Source organism: Epibacterium sp. ABZ3_068, from assembly GCF_056159265.1.
Genome location: NZ_JBSWUV010000003.1, coordinates 15,626 through 33,472, shown reverse-complemented (window position 1 = coordinate 33,472; position 17,847 = coordinate 15,626). Strand labels below are relative to the sequence as shown.

Here is a 17,847-nt window from a genome sequence, read left to right as displayed (position 1 = left end):
GACCGGCGTGTTCCACACCCCGCGCCGGTCCACCTTAATCCACAGGACTTACCACGCTGATGAGCTTTTACTTCGCACAATTGCTGACGGGGCTGGCGAATGCGTCCTCTCTGTTTCTGATCGCCTCGGGGCTGTCGATCATCTTTGGGGTGACCCGGATTGTCAATTTTGCCCATGGATCGTTTTATATGGTCGGAGCCTATCTGGCCTATACGCTGGTGACCTGGCTCGATGTCGGGGTCTTTGGCTTCTGGTTCAGTATTCTGGCGGCGGCTGTTGGCGTCGGGCTCATCGGTCTGTTGATGGAGGTCACCATCCTGCGCCGCATCTATCAGGCGCCAGAACTGTTTCAACTGGTGGCGACATTTGGCGTGGTTCTGATCATCCAGGATCTGACGCTGGCCACCTGGGGGGCAGAGGATCTTCTGGGGCCGCGCGCGCCGGGGCTGGACCGTGCAATCCGCATTATGGGTGAGCCGATCCCCGAATATGATCTGGCCTTGATCTGCATCGGCCCTATGGTCCTGCTGGGCATCTGGCTGTTGTTTCATCGCACCCGCTGGGGCGTTCTGGTGCGGGCCGCCACCCAGGACCGAGAGATGGTCGCCGCCTTGGGCGTCAATCAGGCCTGGCTGTTTTCGGCCGCCTTTATGCTGGGCGCCATGCTTGCGGGTCTGGGTGGTGCGCTGCAGATCCCGCGTGAGGCCGTCAGCCTGCAAATGGACCTCTCTGTCATCGGCGAAGCCTTTGTGGTGGTGGTGATCGGCGGCATGGGCAGCGTCAGCGGAGCCTTTGTGGCGGCGGTGCTGATCTCGGTGTTGAATGCCTTTGCGGTGCTGATCTTTCCGCAGATTTCCATTGTATTGCCGTTTATCGTCATGGCCGTGGTGCTGATCCTGCGCCCCTATGGCTTGTTTGGCAAACCCGGCAGTGAACATGGCGCCCCGGAAGAGCCGGAACAGCCGATGACCCTGCCCAGCCCAAAGGCCGCTATGGCCATGCTGGCCGGTGTCTTTGCCCTGGCGCTCAGCCCGGTTGTGGTCTCTGAATTTTCAACAATCCTGATGGTCGACCTGATGGTGGCCATGCTGTTCGCCGCCTCCTTGCACTTTATGATGGGCGTGGGCGGAATGGTCAGCTTTGGTCATGCCGCCTATTTCGGGGTTGGCGCCTATTCCGCTGCGCTGATGGTCAAACTGCTGGGTTTTGGCATGATCCCCGCGCTGATCTTTGCCCCGGTGGTTGCGACGCTGACCGCGCTGTTCTTTGGCTGGTTCTGTGTGCGTCTCTCTGGCGTCTACCTCGCTATGCTCACCATGGCTGCGGCGCAAATCCTGTGGGGCGTGACCTTCCAATGGCAGGATTTCACCGGCGGCGATGACGGCATTCTAGGCGTCTGGCCTGCAAAATGGGCCAGCTCAAACCAGGTCTATTTCTATGTGGCACTGGTTTTATGTGTTGGCGGGATCTGGGTCCTGCGGCGCGTGGCGCATTCCCCCTTTGGGTATATGCAACGGGGTATCCGCGACAGTCGCACCCGCGCCGAAGCCATCGGCAGCGACACAAAATTCCATCAATGGATGGGCTTTACCCTGGCCGGTGGCTTTGCCGGGCTGGCCGGTGCGGTCTTTGCCTTCTCCAAGGGCAGTGTCTTCCCGGACAGCCTTGGCATTGCGCAATCCATCGACGGGCTGATCATGGTGCTTCTGGGCGGGATACACGCCTTGGCCGGGCCGCTTCTGGGGGCCGCCGTCTTTGTCTTGATCGAGGACTGGGTCACCCGCCTTGATTTCTGGCGCTTCATCTTTGGGGCCATCATTCTGGTTGTGGTTCTGATTGCACCAGATGGCGTTGCCGGTGGATTGACCCGCCTGACGTCTGTGTTCAAAGCAAAGCGGGGTAAAGAGACATGACAACCGTCCTGGAAGTGCGCAACCTCGCCAAGAGCTTTGGCGGCATCAAAGCCGTGCAAGGCGTCAGCTTTGACGTCAAACGCGGAGAGTTTCTGGCTCTGATCGGCCCCAATGGCGCGGGGAAAACCACCTGTTTCAACATGTTGAACGGATATCTGCGTCCCGACGGCGGCTCTGTCAAACTGTTGGGCCGGGAGCTGATCGGTACGCCGCCGCGCAAAATCTGGCGTATGGGGGTGGGGCGCACCTTCCAGATCACCGAGACATTCCTGTCGATGACGGTGCTGGAAAACGTGCAAATGGCGCTGATTTCCTATCATCGGAAGGTGTTCCAGCTGTTCTCCCGCGCCACCCATCTGTATGTGGACGAGGCAATGGCATTGTTGCGGCTGGTCTCGATGGAAAACTACGCCGGACGCCCCTGTTCGGAACTGGCTTATGGGGATCTCAAACGGCTCGAACTTGCGATTGCGCTGGCCCATGATCCTGACCTTCTGTTGATGGATGAACCCACCGCCGGCATGGCCCCCAACGAACGCATCGCCCTGATGGAACTGGCCGCGCAGATCGTGGCCAAGGGCCATGTGAGCGTGGTGTTCACCGAACATGACATGGATGTGGTTTTTGCCCATTCGCACCGGATTCTGGTTCTGAACCGGGGCGCGTTGATCGCAGAAGGCACCGGGGCCGAAATCCGCGCCAATGAAATGGTGCAACAGGTCTATCTGGGAGGCGGGGCCACCTTTGCCAGCGACAACAAAAAGGAGGAGGCCACCCATGCTTGATGTCACGCACCTCAATGCCCGTTATGGGCGGGCCCAAATCCTGCACGATGTGTCGATCTCTCTTGGACAAAACGAGGTTGTCGCGCTGTTGGGTCGCAACGGGGCCGGGAAATCCACCACGATGAAATCCATCATCGGCATGTTGCGCAGCAAATCCGGGCAGATCCGGTTTGACGGCAAGGATATCTCGACCCTGCCCAGCCATACGATCTGCCGGGCGGGCCTGGGATATGTCCCCGAGGAGCGCCGGATTTTCAAAGACCTGACAGTTGAGGAAAACCTCGAAGTCGGTCGGCGCGAAAAGCGCCCCGGTGCACCGGAATGGACCCTGAAACGCCTGTATGAGCTGTTTCCAAACCTCAGCGAGCGACGCAAGAACCTGGGCAAACACCTGTCCGGGGGCGAACAGCAGATGCTGACCATCGCCCGCACCCTGATGGGAAACCCCAGCATGGTTTTACTGGATGAACCCTCCGAAGGTATCGCACCGGTGATTGTGGAACAGATGGCCTTTGTGATCGCAGAGCTGAAACGCGAGGGGCTGTCGGTTCTGATCTCAGAACAGAATCTGCATTTTGCCCGCCATGTATCCGACCGGGCCTATATTATCGAAAAAGGCTCCGTACGCTATGACGGGACGTTTGCGGAACTGGATGCAAACCCGGATATCCAGAGCAAATATCTGGCGGTCTGAACGCCCCGCCTGCCTTTGAGAGAAAGCGCCCACATGACCGACTGGCTTTTGGTGATTGATATGCAGCCCGGCTTTGGAGACCCGACCAGTCCCTGGGCCGCGCCGGGTTTTGCCCAATGTCAGAGCCACATCGCAACGCTTTTGCCCTCCTTTGGCGACCGGGTGATTTTTACCCGTTTTGTCCCGCCAGACACACCCACCGGGGCCTGGGTGCCCTATTATCAGGACTGGCCCTTTGCGCTTGATCCCGACACTGCCTGGCTGTGGGATCTGGTGCCGGTCTGGCACAGCCGCCCCAGCATCGCGGGCCATCGTTTTGCCAAATGGCAGGAGGTTCGCGCCCATGTGCCCGCAGATGCAACGCTGGTGATCTGCGGTGTGTCAACCGATTGCTGCGTGCTTGGAACCGCGATCGAAGCAGCCGATGACGGGCGGTTTGTGCGGCTGGTGACCGATGCCTGTGCAGCAGGCACAGACGATCTCCACAAGGCGGCACTGGACGTCATGCGCGACCGCGCTCCGATGATCCGTCTCACCACGGTTGAAGCTGAACAAAAAAGGCAGGACGGCTAAGCCCCCCCTGCCCCGGTGACCCGCTGACCCCAATCAGGCCAGATCAAGCCAGATCTGCGGTCACCGGATCATAGGCATAGACCCAGGCCGGATCCTCGGGCTTTTTTAGCCAGGTATTGGCGTTAGAGATCGTCTGCACCTTGGTGGCGCGCGCGCGCCGTGTTGCCTCATATCGGGCAAAGGCATCGTTATAGCCGCCCATGCCCGAATTTTTCAGACAGCGCGCCAGAACCATCGCGTCCTCGATTGCCATACAGGCCCCTTGCGCCATATGCGGGCGCATCGGGTGGCAGGCGTCGCCAATCATCACCAGACGTCCGCGCGACCACAGCCCCATCGGATCGCGGTTCCAGAACGGCCATTTGGTGATCTCTTCGGTGGCGTCAATCAACCCCTGCACCATCGGATGCGAACCGCCAAAGATCTCTTGCATCTCATCCTGGGAACTCTCGACAAAGCTCTCTTGATGCGCCCATTCACCGCCCACCGGCACCCCGGTGACAAAGTAATATTCGGACCCATCGCGTTTGGTGGCATAGGCCATCACGTGGCGCGACTGATCCCACCACCATTTGACACACCGCTCATATTCCAACCCGGTGGCGCGCAGCTTGTCCATATTGACCAGCGCCCGATGTCCAACCCAGCCAGAGAACCGGGGCTTTTCCACACCCAGCATCACTTCGCGGATTTTGGAGTTGATACCATCCGCCCCCACCACCAGTTTGGCCGCGATCTGCTTGCCGTTATCAAAGCTCAGCAACACGTCCGTCTCGCGCTCTTGCAGATCCACCAGACGATAGCCGAAATGGACTGTTTTCGGGTCCAGCGCGTCAATCTGAACCTTGTGCAGGTCGCCCCGGTGAATGGTGATATAGGGCGCGCCATATTCTTTCAGCGCAAATTCACCCAGCGGGATTTTCGACAGATACGCACCGGTGTTCCCATCGCGTGAATACCAATGGCTTGGGTGGGCGCCGATGTCGGCCAGCCTGTCTTCGATCCCCAAGGTGCGGAAGATCTTCATCACATTGGGGCCAATATGGATCCCCGCGCCAAGCCGGGTGAACGCGGCGGCCTGTTCAAACGTATGTACAGAAAAACCGGCCTGCGCCAAGACGGCCGCTGCGGCTGCGCCACCAAGGCCTGCGCCGATCACCGCAATATCAATGGTTTCAACAGGGTCCATGTGGGGTGCCTCTTGGTATACGTCTCTATTCGCCTTGATGTATCGTTAGCACACTAACGACTTTACTGAAACAGCCCCCGGCATGCATGTTTCGGGAAGAATTATGTTTTTCCTGCGTTTTCCCAGGGGGCTGCCTGAAAACCACGCATGCGCTACTCCCCTGCCCCTGACCAAGGCGGCAAATCCGGCGCAAAACGCGCCCGCAGATAATGGGCAAGTGATTCGATCTGATCCTCTGACAGAACATCGCGGAAGCCCGGCATATCCCGCAGCTCAAGCGTGATTGGGGCCTCAATCCCCGCGCGGATTACGGATTTCACCGCCTCAGAACTGGGCGCACGCAGCGCGGCTGACACGCCAAGCGGCAGTTGCGCCGCCGTCAGCATCGAAACGCCGCCCGGTTCGTGACAAGAGCCGCAGGCAGACCGGAACAATCGCGACACCGGCCCGGGGGCTATCTGCGCCTCGGGCACCGGAGCCCGGTCCCGATCCCCGTCCCGAAACTGTGCCACTCCATCCGCTGGCTGCAACGACGCGAGATAAGTCGCCATCGCGCGCAAATCCTGCTGCGGCAACGTGCTGAGCGCCTCGACCACCGGGGCCATAGGTCCTGCGGCGCTGGCCAACCCCGGCGCGTGGCCTTGGCTCAGATAGGAGAAGAACTGCGCTTCATCCCACCCCCGTGCGGCCGAACCCGACCCCGCAAGCGCGGGCGCATACCAGCCATCCACCATGGCTCCCGTCAGGGCCAGAGGTCCGGTCTTTTCAGCGCCAAACAGATTGCGCGGGCTGTGACAGACAGAGCAATGTCCCGCCCCGTCCACCAGATATTTCCCCCGGTTCCAGATGTCCGAGCGCGCAGGGTCTGGTGCAAAGGGTTTCGGGTCATGAAACAGGCTGTTCCAGACCGCATTGACCGGGCGCAGCGCCACCGGCCCCAACATGCGCGCCTGCGGTGTCTCTTGTTGCACGGGGTCCAAGGTTTGCAGATGCGCATAAAGCGCAAACATGTCCGCATCGCTTAACTTGGCGAAGGCGGTATAGGGAAAGGCGGGATAGAGGTTATGCCCGTCCCGGCTGATCCCCCGCCGCATGGCGCGGTCAAAGGCCTGAAAGCTCCAGCGTCCCAAACCTGTTTCCGGGTCAGGCGTCAGATTGGTAGAATAAACGGTGCCAAATGGCGTCTTGATCGCGCGCCCGCCTGCGTTTTGGAGACCGCCCTCTGCCGTGTGACAGACCGCGCAATCCCCGGCGGCAAAGACCTCTGCCCCACGCGCCAGCACCTCCCGCGAAAAGGAACTTGCGGCGGGGGCCTGCTGTGCCGGGATCGCCCGTGCCACGGGCAAGGCCAGCGCGCCCAGCATCACCACACCTCCCGCCAGCGCCGCAACGCGTTTTGCCAACCGACCGACCGGAGAGACAGCAGAGACCGAGGACCGCAGGGGCGGCACCGAGGGCGGACCCCACGCAGCGCCGCCAAGAGCAGCCCGCATTTTTTCCGGGGTAAAGGGCGCCTCGCGCAGGCGCACGCCGGTAGCATCAAAGATCGCATTGGCAATGGCCGCTGCCGCCGGAACCGCGGCACTTTCCCCCACGCCAAGGGCGGGGTCATTGGGGCGATCAATCAACAGGGTGCGGATCTCCGGCAGCTGGTCAAACGTCTGGATCGGGTAATCCGCCCAGCTTTTGGGAGCGGGTGTAATGGTGTCGACCGCAACGCCTTCGACCAAGGCGCGGCTGGCGGTCTGAATAACATTGCCTTCGATCTGCTGACGCACGCCATCGGGGTTGATCACCAGCCCCTGGTCCTGCCCCACAATCACCCGTGTCAGGGTGATCTCTCCGGTTTCCGTATCCACCGCAACATCACAGACCCAGGCCGCCGCCGCCGCTGCCACACCGGGCCAGGACCCGTGCACATAGGTCGCAAAGGCAAACCCCCGCCCAAAGGCCATGCGCCCTTCGCGCTGCAGACGTGGACCGGTGCCGGGCGTCCAGCCTGCTTCGGCGGCGGTCTTTTCAACCAGATCCCGGGTACGCGGATCATCAATGTGGCGCAGACGAAAGGCCAGCGGATCCTCACCGGCCTCATGGGCCAATTCGTCCACAAAACTCTCATGGGCAAAGGTATTGGGCAGTGCCGACACGCCACGCATCCAGGCGGCCCGCACGATCGGAGCCATGTCATGCACTGTGATCTTACGGTTGGGAATGCGATAGGGCGGGATTGTGGTCCGGTCTCCCATATCGGAGGGGCGCGGCTCGGGCGATATGCGCCCCGTCAGCAACAGCCCCAGATTGGGCGCCCGGTTGGAGGGATACCAGGTCTCCAAAGCATAGGCGCTGATGTCCTGTGTTGCATCCAGCGCCCCCTTCACCTCCATCAGCTGGGCCGCGCCCTTGGGCTCCCACAGATGCTCCTGCGCCCGTGTCAGCTGCACCCGCACCGGGCTGCCAACCGCCCGGGCCATCAACAGCGCATCGGCACAGACATCATCCGCGCAGTTGCGCCCGTAACAGCCAGCCGCCTGATAGCGCCGGATGTCCACCATTTCAGGATCCAGCTGCACCAGTTTGGCCAGATCCCCCTGCAACAGATGAGGGTTCTGCGTGCCGGACCAAACAATCGGCTGGCCGTTGTTCCAATCCGCAACCGCGCAGGACGGGCCGATGGAGCCATGCAGGTGATAGGGCCAGACATAGGTGCGCTCCAGCTGTTTGGCACCCGCAGCAAACGCACTGGCAAAATCGCCCTGATCATCCAACAGACGCGGTGTCGAGGGGGCGGATTTCAGCCCCTTTTTCAAATCCCCAAGGTCCGGCGTCGGGGGCGCATGTCGCCACTGGACCGGCAGCGCCTCGGCCAATATACGCGCCTGTGTCGGCGTCTGCGCAACCACGCCCAGAAAATCCCCGTCCCGCACCACGGCAACAAAGCCCGGAGCCTTTGAAATCGCCGCCTCATCCCAGGATATCAGGCTTTGGCCGACAAAGGCGCCGCTGTCGCGCCCCGCATAGGGCGGGCGGATCACATGGCCATGCAGCATGCCCTCCACTGCCACATCCTGAATAAAGGCAAAGGTTCCCCGCGCCTTTTCCGGCAGGTCCCGCCGCCCGATGGGCTGTCCGACAATCCGATAGTCTGCGGGATCCTTCACTGGGGTTTCCGGGTCGAGCCGCATGGACACATCCTGTCCCGCCACCAGATCCGCAAAGGAGAGCCGCGCGTCGCGCCACGCCACCTGATTGTTGACAGCTGTCACCCCGTCAACCGGCGCATTGAGCCGACGCGCCCCCTGCCCCAACAGGTATTGCCGAAGCTGGGCCGCCCCCTGACGCAGGGGAAGCGCTGCCACCTGAATGGTCTCGGATGCGATGGTTGGACCCTGATCCGGCGTCCGGGCGGTATCCCCCAGAACAACGGTGACCCGATCCATCGTGGCGTCCAGCTCTTCGGCGACAATCTGCGCCAACGCGGTTTCAATACCGGTTCCCAGATCCACATGACCGTTGAACGCCGTGATCCGTCCCATACCGTCGATCTGCACATGGAGCCTGCGCCCCTCGGGGCGGTCCTCAAAGACAGAGACCATTCCCAAAGCGTCCCCGCCCGCCTTAGTCGTCATGGGAGGTCTGCTCCTGTGACAGGGCCATGGCCGCGCGTTCCACGGCGTCTATGATCTCCATATGGGCACCACAGCGGCATAGGTTGTATTTCAGGGCCTCGCGGATTTCAGCGCGCGTGGGCGCTGGGTTCTGCTTCAGGAATCCGACGGTCGTCATAATCATCCCGTTCAGGCAATACCCACATTGTGCCGCCTGCGCGTCGACAAAGGACTGTTGCACCGGGTGAAGCGTTTCGCCATTGGACAGGCCTTCCAACGTGGTGACAGCCTTTCCCCGCAGGCGCGCCGCTTTCAACACACATGCGCGGGCCGGTTCGCCATCCACAAGAACCGTGCAGGCTCCGCATTGCGCCAGGCCACAGCCGTATTTCGCACTGGTCAGGCGGAAGCTGTCGCGCAGAAGGTCCAGAACCGTATCCCCCTGCCCTACCCGTGCGTGTTCCTCCTGGCCATTCAGCGTGAAGGTCATGTCGTATAGTGTCACCTTGGGTCCTGTCGGGCTGCGTCTTGGGCTGCGGTGTGGCGGCCAATGGGTTGGTCAGAAGGTCGGCTCTGTTGCGGTGGATTTATCATATGTACACCAACAAAGGGATAGCAAGGGATTTGAGGAGTGTCGCAGACATCAATTGCGCCCCCTGTGGCGCATTGCTTAACAGGCAAGCACCGTCCCCGTGACCGGAAGCCCCGTATCCTTCGCACATACACTGCGATTTTAGTTTGATTTTCCTTTTCCATTCATGCCATTTCAACCGTCAAACAACGTTGATGCAACTTTTCCAGATCAGAAAGACCACGGCCAGCCATGAGCGACCAGGACTCCCCCACCCCTTATGATTTGGACAAACAGATCGGGTTTGTTCTGCGCAAGGCCTATCAGCGGCATATGACCATCTTTAGCAGCCATAATCCATCCGGGCTGACAGCGATGCAGTTCTCTACGCTGTATCGTTTGGCCACGGAACCCGGTCCGGTCTCGCAAAACGCACTGGGGCGTTTGGTTGCCATGGATGCAGCCACGACCAAAGGGGTTGTCACCCGGCTCAAGGATCAGGGCTTGATCCAGTCTGAACCGGACCAGGTTGACCGCCGTCGCTACATTCTGAAGACCACCGAAAAAGGCCGCGCGGTTCTGGATCGCGTCCTGCCCGAGATGCAAGAGATCACCAAGGAAACGCTGGGCCCGCTGAGCGATGCCGAAGCGGCGACTTTGTTGACCCTTTTGCGCCGGATCACCTAAGCGCCCATCCGTCGACCGAATTTTTGCACCCTGCTGTTTGCCGCAGCGGGGGTAAACCGATGTCGCCCTATGCTCAAAACGCGTGCATTCCTGTGCCTGCACCGCAAAGTGGTGCGCGCCATATATTATTCGCATGCACACAAATAAAAAACTTGCTAGCCTTCGTTCTACGCTTCGCCTCCACCTAAAAGGACGCCGAAATGAAGATCGGATACAATATCAACGCCAATGGAATTCGCCTGCATCTGCTGCGCCATGACGGGCCGCCGCAGGCCAAACAGATGCTGCTGATCCCCGGCATCACCTCACCGGCTGTCACCTGGGGGTTTGTCGCAGAACGACTGTCGGAGCTTTTTGAGGTGCATGTTCTGGACGTGCGGGGCCGCGGGCTGAGCGAAACCGGCGATCTGGATTACACGCTGGATGCCTTGGCCGACGATATTATTGCCATTGCCAAGGAAATGGATCAACCGGTGGTACTGGGCCATTCGATGGGTGCGCGGATTGCCATACGCGCCAACGCCCGCGATGCAGCGCCGTTTTCAGGATATATTCTGGTTGACCCACCCATGTCCGGCCCCAACCGCCGCCCTTACCCGTCGCAATGGCCCTGGTATGGCGACAGCATCGTGATGGCCACCAAGGCCTGTACCGCAGAGGATATGCGCGCCTATTGCCCGACCTGGACAGAGGAACAGCTGGCGCTGCGCGCCGAGTGGCTGCACACCTGCCATTGGGGTGCGATCCGCATTGCCTTTGATGGGTTCCACACAGATGACATCCATCAGGACCTGCCCAGAATGGTCAAACCCACGCGGCTTGTGATTGCAGGCGGAGCCGATGTTGTGGACACCGCCGATCAGGCCGAAGTGGCCCAGCTGAACCCCGCCATTCAACAGCGCATCGTGCCCGGTGCCGGACATATGATCCCCTGGGATGATCTGGACGGTTTCATGGACGCGGTCCGCGACTTTTAACGCGACAAAGACACCCCACGACAGGGACAAAGACAGGGAAACCCAACCATGGATCATGCAAGTTTCACAGACATCTGCCTGCATCAGCTGAAAATGTCCGGTGTCCAATCGGACGAGCGGCTGATCGTTTTGACACAAGGCAACGAACGTCTGGATTATGCGGACGCCTTTATGGCGGCGGGCCGCATTCTGGGCGCGAATATGTATCACATGCGCCTGCCTGCGCCTCCGGTGGTGGGGCAATGGGCCGTGGGCCAGACCGGACTGGCTGCGATGCCCGAAGCGGTTGAGGCGCTCAAGAACTGCGATATGCTGATCGACTGTATTTTCCTTCTGTTCAGCCCAGAGCAATTTGACATCCAGGCCTCTGGCACACGGATCCTGACAGCGGTAGAGCCGCCCGAACTTCTGGCGCGGATGCTGCCCACCAAAGAGATCCGCGAAAAGGTTGAAATCGGCGGTGACCTGCTGGCCAGGGCCAAGGTCATGCGCATCACATCGCCCAATGGCACCGATGTTACCTACAAGCTCAACACCTATCCGACGGTCACCGAATACGCTTGTACCGATGAACCGGGCCGCTGGGATCACTGGCCCTCTGGCTTTGTGTTTACCGGTGGGGATGATGATGGCGTGGACGGTCAGATCGTGGTGGCTCCGGGCGACGTTCTGCTGCCGCAAAACATCTATGTACGGGATCCGATCACCTATACCATCGAGAAGGGGTTTGTGACTGACATCCGGGGTGGTTTGGATGCCGAGCTGGTGAAATCCTATATGGATGATTTCAACGATCCCCGCGGCATGGGGATGAGCCACGTGGGTTGGGGCATGAACCCCCATGCGAAATGGCACAATATGGTTCCCGGCGCCTTTCCTGGTGGCATGGGGATGGAGCCGCGCAGCTTCTATGGCAATGTGATGTTCTCGACCGGTCCGAACAACGAACTGGGCGGTCCCAACGATACGGCCTGCCATCTGGATATTCCGATGCGCGGCTGTTCCTTGTTCCTGGACGATGAACCGGTGGTGATCGACGGGGACATCGTGGTGAAAGAGCTGCAGATGGAACGCAGCTGATCTGAAACTTGGCAACACGGCCCCGGTTTTATCCGGGGCTTTTTTTTGGGAGGTGATCATGTCTCAGGAAACCATCTACCAAGCGGCCGGATTTGGCACCCGCATACCCCGGGGCACAAGGCCCGCCGTTGTTGTCGTGGACTTCTCCTATGGGTTTACCGATCCGCAATACCCAACCGCATCCGAGGCCCGTGTAGAAATGGCCAAGACCAAGGCGATCTGCGATCTGGCTCGCGCACAGGGTTTTCCGGTCGTCTTCAGCACCATTGCCTATGAGCTTGGCGAGGTGGCGCATCTGGCCTGGCTGAAGAAGGCCACGGGTATGCGGGACCTGATCGCGGGCAGTCATCTGGTTGAAATCAACATTGCCACGGGCATTCAGCCAACGGACCCGATTGTGGTGAAGAAAGGGGCGTCATCTTTCTATGGGTCCAACCTTGCAGCGCTGTTGACCGGGGCAGGGGCCGATACGCTGATTGTCTGCGGGGCGACGACGTCGGGCTGTGTCAGAGCAACCGCGGTCGACGGGGTGCAGGCCGGGTTCAACGTGCTGGTGCCCGCAGATTGTTGTGTGGATCGGGCAGAGGCTCCTCATGCGGCCAGCCTCTATGACATTGATCAGAAGTACGGCGATGTGACCTCATCAAAGGACATACTGGATTGGCTGCAATCCTTTTGAACAGGCGCCGGTGTTTGCAGGACACAGGCGGGGAGGGGGCGTTGACAGCTGTCAACTGAGGGCGCAGAGCGTTCTGGCTTCTTCAAATCCTTGTCGCTCCCACGGTCCCCCATATCTGAACCAGGCACTTGGAAGCCGTGTTGACAGCTGTCAACATCGCCTGACGTGCGGCAAGAACCCGGAGGCTAGCGGATCTTCAGGCGGATATTCGATTGGATCCGTTCACAAGCGCCATGACCATCGGAGTTGGTGAGAATTGGTTCTGCGCCGCCTTTGAAGACAAGGATCGCAGATAGCCACCCGGGTTTCGTATCTCAGTAAAGCGCTGAAGGATACAGGCCAGCGTTACGGAAGCCGCTTCTGGTCCCATCAGTCTCATAGCCTCATCCCAGGCAGAATGATCAATCCCCATCATACCCCGCAGATGTGAGGCCGCACCAATGAGATCCCGCCAACTGCGGGGGGGGCCATCGCAATAGGGCAGAATATCCGGGCAGGCTTCAAGCACAGCGGACAAAGGTAGCTTAATCTTTTCTTTGCTTGCTCGGCTTTGTGACTGCGGGACGGATTGCTTGGTTTTTGTGACCTGTTCAGACTCTAAGATTTCTTTCTTTGAAGTCTGATAGTGCCGCTCATTTTCGCTGTCACAGCCGCTCAGTTCTTCTGTATTAGGCTCGATTTCGGCGCGGATGTGCACAAGAATATCCCCAAGCCGGGTCTCTATTTCTGTGAGTTCTGCAGCTGAGAGTTTGCGGCGCAGGAGCTTTGTCAGCTGCTCAAGTGAGGCAAGCAGGGCAGGCCAATCGGCGGCTGGATATTCGGTGATACCGAACTCTGCCAATTTGAAAGCGTCCCGGCGCATCAAAGAGATCCGTTCCCGTTGCAGGGTGAGTTCGGCTGTTGCTCTGCGGCTGTCTTCCGCCAGATTGGAAATCTCCGCGCAGCGGCTGAGGAGGGGGGAAAGGTCAAAACCAAAGGCGCGCGCAATTGTTCCACCGGGGCCACGCCGCGCATAGCGTTTGCCGTTGGGACTGTCGTGGCGCAGGATCAGACCGGCCTCTACCAGCGCTGCCAGATGCCGCCGCAGGGTGCTTTCGGCCATGCCGTGACACCGATCGGACAAGGTCCGGTTTGATGGAAAGACGACCATCTGGCTGCCGGATGTCATCTCTTTTTCCGGCAGAAAAGTCAGCAGTGCATTCAGGACCATCAGCGTGCGGTCACCGAGGTCAAAGCTGTGGCGTGCGGTGGTCAGGTCACGAAACAGTGCCCATTTGTCCACCGAAACAGGGTCGGCAAACTGCCGAATGGCCGCGGCCTGGGCAATCAGCCCAGCCGTCACCGGCCGCCGCCCAAAAGGCGTCGATGTGAGATGTTCCATATTTTATCACGAGACAAAACTTTTTCGCCCACCCGGACCGGGTGCGAGTTGACAGCCGTCAACACTCTGGCCTAAAATGGAATTGCTACATAACCATTGGAGGCCTCTCGGGATCTAATCCTGGGGGGTCTTCGTTTTTCGGGTTCTGTCTGCTTTGTGCCTCCTGTTTGTTTCCTGCTCGATGAAACCGGGCGCATGGCCCGGCCTTCGTCACCCGTTGCTGTTTTTACGTTCGAACTGCCACTGGGTGTGAAGCTCACTGATGTTGTCGACCAACCATTCCTCGAACCCTTCGCTGGTCTGCGCGTTCAGGGTTAGCGTGGTCTTGCCTTTGCCGCGTTTGACCTCTCCGAGGGCCTGTCCACCAGCGCCGGTGAGGGTGGATTTCTGTGGCGGCGGGGCAGGGGGGCGTGCGGGGGTCAAGGAGGTCAGAACCGCGTCAAACCGGTCATCAGACCCATCGCCCAAAGCGGCAGTTACAGCGGTGTCCAGGTCTGATTTCTCTAGAAGGTCCGCCAGCTTCAACCACCGATCCCGGCCCACCGAAGGTGCTGCACCAATGGCGTTGATCAGCGGCTCTGGGATACGGTCTGCAACGGAAAGCATACGTGAAATCAATGTCTTATCCACGTGCAACGCGTCACAGATCACTTTGCGCTCATACCCCATTTGCCGCATCTGTCGGGCGAAATTCACCCGTTCGATGAAACTCAGATCGCGCCGGGCGCTGTTTTCCTGACCCTGGGCCACGATCAATTCGCGATCATCCAGGACCCGGATCAGCGCCTTGACCGGTTTGCCCAAGGCCCGCAGCGCCGATACCCGGCGACGGCCATAGACCACCTGGTAGCGTTCCGGGTAATTCGGATTGGGCCGCAGCAGCACGGGCACCTGCTGGCCGTATTCCTCGATTGAGGCGATCAGCTCATTCAGGCCGCCCTCTTCGTCGAGACGGTCGCGCAGACCGCCGGCGTCAATCATCCGGGGATCAATTTCCTGAACCGCGCGGGACTTTAGATCCGAGATCGACTGGCTGACCGCGCCGATGGCCCCCGAAGAATACCGCGGCTTGGCAACATCCACACGGGTTTGTGCAGGCGGTGTTTCCGGGGCAGGGGAGGCCTCCATCAGCCCTTTTAACAGGTTCTTACGCGCCATGTGTCCGCCCCCAAGCCTGCTGCACCAGCGCTTCAATCTCGCCGTTGACCGAATTCAGGCTCTCCATCGCGCGTTCGTAAGTTGCGCGGGTGAACTGGCCTTTTTCGACCTCGTACAGGGTCTGTTTGGTGATGCCCGCATCGGAAATCGCCGTGGATTTCAGAACCGGATGGTTCAGCACATGTTCCCCGAACATGGAGCGCATAAAGCTGACCATCTGGTTTTGCGGACCATCACCCGGTTCATAGCGGGTGACCACATAGCGCAGCCAGTCATAGGACATATTGCCTCCGGCCTCGGAGACTACGCCCAACAGGTTCGATGTCATCAACAGGAACTGGCACATGGACATCACATCCAGCATCTGCGGGTGGACCGTGACCAGAACAGCCGTGGCGGCCGAGAGGGCCGACATGGTGAGGAACCCAAGCTGAGGCGGGCAGTCGACAACAACAACGTCATAATCTTTCTCCACTGGTTGCAGCGCGTCGCCAATCCTGGTGAAGAAAAGGTTACCATCTCGTTGGACCAGCGCACGGGGGGTCTCGTGCTCGAACTCCATCAGGTCCAAATTCCCTGGAATTATATCGAGATTCGTGAAGTAGGTCTTTTGAATGACCTGTTGCAGAGGCACCGGGTCATCATAGCGGATCGCATCATAGAGCGTGCCGCCGTCCAACAGATCAAATTCGGGCTGGAACCCGTGCAGCGCCGACAGGGAGGCCTGCGGATCGAGGTCGATCGCCAAAACACGATAGCCATCCAGCGCCATTTTCTGGGCCAGATGGGCGGCGGTGGTTGTCTTGCCAGAGCCGCCTTTGAAGTTGATCACCGTGATCACTTGCAGATGGTCACCGTCGCGGCGTCCGGGCAGATAAGTGCCGGGAGATTTAGCGCCGGCCTCCAACAGCTCGCGCAGCTCCTGTAGGTTTTCGGGTGAATAATAGCGCCGCCCGCCGGCCCGTGTTTCAGGGGAGGGGCCGCGGCCATCCAGGTGCAGTTTGCGCAAATAGGCATCTTTGACGCCCAACAGATCGGCCGCCTCACCCGAGGTGAATTTGCGCAAGGACCGTTTGGCATCCGGCGGGAACAATTGGGCGCGATGCGCCTGCAAGCGTTCCGACAGCCGACGAGCATGGTCGCCCACCAAAAGATCAATACGTTCGCCCAAGGCGGAGGAATCCACACCGTCAAAAAGATCGGCGAGTGGATTGGCTTCTGCCGTCACATCGTCCATTCTGCCCTCAATTGATCCGTTTGTTACGGATCATGTCGTTTTATTCACTGCTTTCCGTAAGTAATGGGGCAGAAACCACGATTCTTGCAAGAAAATTTTCCACAGGTGGTGTTCGCAGCCCTATTAGACACTAATCCAGCCGGCGGCTGATTGCGCCATTTATTTAACGTAGCATTTTCGATTTGCAGATGTTTGAGGGTCGATTTGAGGTTCACGGTATTGAATTTAAACGTTTATTTCTGAAATTCCACCGTAAGGTCTCTGGTTCGCTGCGCAATGCTGGAAAAAGACGAGACCTGACCCTTTTGTGGACTGTCTGCATCAGTCCCCAAACCGGGCCCCACGCGAAATGAGAATCACGCAAGGTTGCTTTGGGCGGGCCCCAGGCGTTTGCCGACTCGCGTTTGATCCGGTTCGCTGTTGGTGGTTGCTGCAATCAGTCGATGCGCTGAATGCTCTTGCGTACGATGTCCATGCCCACAAAAAGCTTGGGGCGGTGGATTTAGGACGGCACTTCGATGGTCGAGCAGTTCAAGGTGAGGATTCAGTAGGCAAGCTCACCTGTGGACGGGTTGAAGCATCGTTTCCCGGATCAAAAACCCTGGAAGGTTGATCTGTATGGCGGCAGCCCGGACGACAACAACGCCTATTTCTTTTACGATGGGGTGATGTCGGCGCCAAAAATGAGATCTATTCGATCATCAACGACCTGTCCGCCCAAGGAAAGGCAGTGGTGATGATCTCGTCGGAGATGCCCGAACTCTTGGGCATGTGTGACCGCACCTACGTCATGAATGAGGGCGCTTTTGCCGGTGAGCTGGCTGCCGAAGACGCCAGCCAAGAGCGCATCATGTCGCTCATTGTTACGGAATGAGGGGAAGAAATGAGCAGGCAATCGACTGGACAGACAAAGGGGGCAGGGGGCTGCGATGGCGACCTCGGGTCTTATTTACTGTCATATCTGCGCGAATACGGGCTGTTGTTTGCGCGGGTCGCGATCATGGTCTTCTTCCAGACCGTGACCGGCGGCACGCTGATGAAACCGGTGAACTTAACCAATTAGTTCTTGCAGAACAGTTGTATCATTTTCATGGCGCTGGGGATGCTGATTGTTATCGTCTCGGGCAATATCGATTTGTCCGTGGGCTCTGTGATGGGCTTTATCGGGGCTGTCGCGCCCGGTGCCCCCTTGATCTCACCCGGTTTTGCGTTGGACGACGGGCAGGAGCCCGAAATTGCGGGTTTCTGTCTGAATGATGACGATGGCGTGCCCTATCGCATTGGGTTTGCCCTGACAAACCCGCTTGCTGAGGGCGGC

14 protein-coding genes and 3 pseudogenes are annotated in these 17,847 nt (G+C 59.3%); 11 read left to right on the top strand and 6 right to left on the bottom strand.

Annotated elements, in window-relative coordinates; genetic code table 11:
* Positions 1 to 59: 59 nt before the first annotated feature.
* From ACXAEW_RS21050 to ACXAEW_RS21035, 4 genes are read left to right on the top strand one after another with little or no spacing between them, the layout of a single operon-like run.
* Positions 60 to 1,913, top strand: a complete 1,854-nt coding sequence (locus ACXAEW_RS21050; protein ID WP_474943302.1) for an ABC transporter permease — start codon at positions 60 to 62, stop codon at positions 1,911 to 1,913.
* Positions 1,910 to 2,698: an ABC transporter ATP-binding protein gene (locus ACXAEW_RS21045; protein ID WP_474943301.1), complete on the top strand. Its 789-nt coding sequence runs from the start codon at positions 1,910 to 1,912 to the stop codon at positions 2,696 to 2,698. The genes ACXAEW_RS21050 and ACXAEW_RS21045 overlap by 4 nt, the downstream gene beginning before the upstream one ends.
* Positions 2,691 to 3,392, top strand: a complete 702-nt coding sequence (locus ACXAEW_RS21040) for an ABC transporter ATP-binding protein (protein ID WP_474943300.1) — start codon at positions 2,691 to 2,693, stop codon at positions 3,390 to 3,392. The genes ACXAEW_RS21045 and ACXAEW_RS21040 overlap by 8 nt, the downstream gene beginning before the upstream one ends.
* Positions 3,393 to 3,425: 33 nt before the next feature.
* On the top strand, positions 3,426 to 3,965 hold the full coding sequence (locus ACXAEW_RS21035) for a cysteine hydrolase family protein (RefSeq protein WP_474943299.1): 540 nt from the start codon (positions 3,426 to 3,428) through the stop codon (positions 3,963 to 3,965).
* A gap of 43 nt (positions 3,966 to 4,008) precedes the next feature.
* Here ACXAEW_RS21035 and ACXAEW_RS21030 read toward each other — a convergent pair whose 3' ends face one another.
* The 3 genes from ACXAEW_RS21030 to ACXAEW_RS21020 form a co-directional block, all read right to left on the bottom strand.
* Positions 4,009 to 5,154, bottom strand: coding sequence for an FAD-dependent monooxygenase (locus ACXAEW_RS21030; protein WP_474943298.1), 1,146 nt, complete (start codon positions 5,152 to 5,154; stop codon positions 4,009 to 4,011).
* A gap of 152 nt (positions 5,155 to 5,306) precedes the next feature.
* The gene (locus ACXAEW_RS21025) at positions 5,307 to 8,780 is read right to left on the bottom strand and encodes a molybdopterin cofactor-binding domain-containing protein (RefSeq protein WP_474943297.1); all 3,474 of its coding nucleotides are present in this window, start codon (positions 8,778 to 8,780) and stop codon (positions 5,307 to 5,309) included.
* Positions 8,770 to 9,264, bottom strand: coding sequence for a (2Fe-2S)-binding protein (locus tag ACXAEW_RS21020; protein ID WP_474943296.1), 495 nt, complete (start codon positions 9,262 to 9,264; stop codon positions 8,770 to 8,772). The genes ACXAEW_RS21025 and ACXAEW_RS21020 overlap by 11 nt, the downstream gene beginning before the upstream one ends.
* Before the next feature lie 318 nt (positions 9,265 to 9,582).
* On the opposite strand from ACXAEW_RS21020, the gene ACXAEW_RS21015 reads away from it, so the two are divergent.
* The 4 genes from ACXAEW_RS21015 (at position 9,583) to ACXAEW_RS21000 (ending at position 12,753) form a co-directional block, all read left to right on the top strand.
* Entirely contained in the window at positions 9,583 to 10,017 is a 435-nt protein-coding gene (locus tag ACXAEW_RS21015) for a MarR family winged helix-turn-helix transcriptional regulator (protein ID WP_474943295.1), read from the top strand.
* Positions 10,018 to 10,217: 200 nt separating this feature from the next.
* Entirely contained in the window at positions 10,218 to 10,994 is a 777-nt protein-coding gene (locus tag ACXAEW_RS21010) for an alpha/beta fold hydrolase (RefSeq protein WP_474943294.1), read from the top strand.
* 48 nt (positions 10,995 to 11,042) lie between these two features.
* Complete coding sequence (locus ACXAEW_RS21005; protein ID WP_474943293.1) at positions 11,043 to 12,074, top strand: 2,5-dihydroxypyridine 5,6-dioxygenase NicX family protein; 1,032 nt, start codon at positions 11,043 to 11,045, stop codon at positions 12,072 to 12,074.
* A gap of 58 nt (positions 12,075 to 12,132) precedes the next feature.
* Positions 12,133 to 12,753 (top strand): isochorismatase family protein, encoded by a 621-nt coding sequence (locus ACXAEW_RS21000; RefSeq protein WP_474943292.1) that lies wholly within the window; start codon positions 12,133 to 12,135, stop codon positions 12,751 to 12,753.
* Positions 12,754 to 12,949: 196 nt separating this feature from the next.
* Here the strand turns inward: ACXAEW_RS21000 and repC are convergent, their stop codons facing one another.
* The 3 genes from repC to repA all read right to left on the bottom strand — a co-directional run bounded on the left by repC (position 12,950) and on the right by repA (position 16,529).
* Positions 12,950 to 14,134, bottom strand: coding sequence for a plasmid replication protein RepC (gene repC / locus ACXAEW_RS20995; protein ID WP_474943291.1), 1,185 nt, complete (start codon positions 14,132 to 14,134; stop codon positions 12,950 to 12,952).
* Between the two features lie 210 nt (positions 14,135 to 14,344).
* Positions 14,345 to 15,292, bottom strand: coding sequence for a plasmid partitioning protein RepB (gene repB / locus ACXAEW_RS20990; RefSeq protein WP_474943290.1), 948 nt, complete (start codon positions 15,290 to 15,292; stop codon positions 14,345 to 14,347).
* The gene (gene repA, locus ACXAEW_RS20985; RefSeq protein WP_474943289.1) at positions 15,282 to 16,529 is read right to left on the bottom strand and encodes a plasmid partitioning protein RepA; all 1,248 of its coding nucleotides are present in this window, start codon (positions 16,527 to 16,529) and stop codon (positions 15,282 to 15,284) included. The genes repB and repA overlap by 11 nt, the downstream gene beginning before the upstream one ends.
* 551 nt (positions 16,530 to 17,080) lie before the next feature.
* Between repA and ACXAEW_RS20980 the strand changes: the two are divergent.
* From ACXAEW_RS20980 to ACXAEW_RS20970, 3 pseudogenes are all read left to right on the top strand, one after another.
* Positions 17,081 to 17,203: pseudogene (locus tag ACXAEW_RS20980) on the top strand (sugar ABC transporter substrate-binding protein); the annotation flags it as partial.
* Positions 17,161 to 17,403, top strand: a pseudogene (locus ACXAEW_RS20975) (ABC transporter ATP-binding protein); the annotation flags it as partial. The pseudogenes ACXAEW_RS20980 and ACXAEW_RS20975, both read left to right, overlap by 43 nt.
* A 9-nt stretch (positions 17,404 to 17,412) precedes the next feature.
* A pseudogene (locus ACXAEW_RS20970) lies at positions 17,413 to 17,706 on the top strand (sugar ABC transporter permease); the annotation flags it as partial.
* Between the last annotated feature and the right edge of the window lie 141 nt (positions 17,707 to 17,847).